General features: G+C 72.8%; 2 protein-coding genes. One reads left to right on the top strand and one right to left on the bottom strand.

Translation table 11 applies throughout. The annotated features are described in order from the left end of the window. On the bottom strand, positions 1-657 hold a 657-nt coding region (moaC, locus tag G6017_RS12075), incomplete at its 3' end, for a cyclic pyranopterin monophosphate synthase MoaC (RefSeq protein ID WP_182617570.1). A 98-nt stretch (positions 658-755) separates the two neighbouring features. On the opposite strand from moaC, the gene G6017_RS12070 reads away from it, so the two are divergent. Continuing rightward, positions 756-1,436: oxidoreductase (locus tag G6017_RS12070; protein ID WP_524536292.1), on the top strand; the 681-nt coding region annotated here is incomplete at its 3' end.

Raw genomic sequence — 1,436 nt, 5'->3', positions numbered from 1 at the left:
GATGGCGGGGCCGGTGGTGTCCTCCCGCCGCCCGTGCGCGGCGGCGGTGGAGGAGACGACGACGACGGCGCTCCGGCCCGACTCCACCGCGGTCCGCCCGGTGGCCGCGCGAGCCGACTCGTCGTCGGACTCCCTGGTCCAGTCGCCCCGCTTGCCGCCGGTCTTGGTGGCCAGCCTGACCCCGTCCATCGTGGCCAGGGGGTCGACGGCCTTGATCATGTCGTGCAGCGTCAGACCGGCCACCGACACGGCGGTGAGCGCCTCCATCTCCACACCCGTGCGGCCGGTCGTCCTGGCGGTGGCCGACACCCGGATCTCGCCGGCCGGCGCGTCGAGATCGAAGCGCACCTTGACCGAGTTCAGGGGGATCTGGTGACACAGGGGGATCAGCTCGGAGGTCTTCTTGGCGGCGCCGATCCCGGCCAATCTGGCGGTGGCCAGGACGTCGGCCTTGCCCAGATCGTCGCCCGCGACCATGGTCACCACCTCCGGCCGGGTGCGGAAGACCCCCTCGGCGGTGGCGGTGCGGGTGGTGACGGCCTTGTCGCCCACGTCGACCATCCGGACCCGGCCCTCGGCGTCGAGGTGGGTGAGCTGCGGCTGTGGGGTCAGCGTGGGCTCCGAGGAGGAACCCGGTCCGGTCTGGGCGTCAGTCATGGCGCCCACGCTAGTCGGCGGCGAAGGGGTGCGTGAGCGCCCGTCCGGGGGTGGTCCCCGGCGACCCTGACCCGGCCGGCGCGGGTTTAATCGGTGGCATGCCGCTGCTCTTCGACCCCATCCGAATCCGCGATCTCGAGATCCGGAACCGCGCGTGGCTCTCACCGATGTGCCAGTACTCGTGCGACGCCCGCGACGGCGTCCCCACTCCGTGGCATCTCGTGCACCTCGGCGCGCGGGCGCAGGGCGGGTTCGGGCTGATCCTCGCGGAGGCGTCCGCGGTGGTCCCGGAGGGTCGCATCAGCGCCCACGACGCCGGGCTGTGGAACGACGCGCAGCGGGACGCGTGGGCGCCGATCGTGGACTTCGTGCACTCGCAGGGCGCGGCGATCGGGATCCAACTGGCCCACGCCGGGCGCAAGGCGTCGACCTACAGGGCCTTCCCGGGAGAGCCCACCGGCTCGCTGCCGGTAGAGGAGGGCGGGTGGACCACGGTCGCCCCCTCGGCGATCCCGTTCGGCGACATGGCCACTCCCGTCGCGCTTGACCTCGAGGGGATCCGCGGCGTGGTGGACGCCTTCGCCGATGCCGCGCGACGCGCGGATCAGGCCGGGTTCGACGTGGTCGAGATCCACGCGGCGCACGGTTACCTCGTCCACGAGTTCCTCTCACCCCTGTCCAACGAGCGGACGGACGAGTACGGCGGCTCCCGCGAGAACCGCGCGCGACTCCTGGTGGAGGTCTGCGATGCGGTCCGTCAGGTCTGGCCCGCGGGCAAG

It is taken from the genome of Dietzia sp. B44 (assembly GCF_014145245.1).
GTDB classification, from domain to species: Bacteria; Actinomycetota; Actinomycetes; order Mycobacteriales; family Mycobacteriaceae; genus Dietzia; species Dietzia natronolimnaea.
The sequence above is the reverse complement of the archived record's forward strand: the minus strand, read 5'-3'. Positions and strand labels throughout refer to the sequence as shown.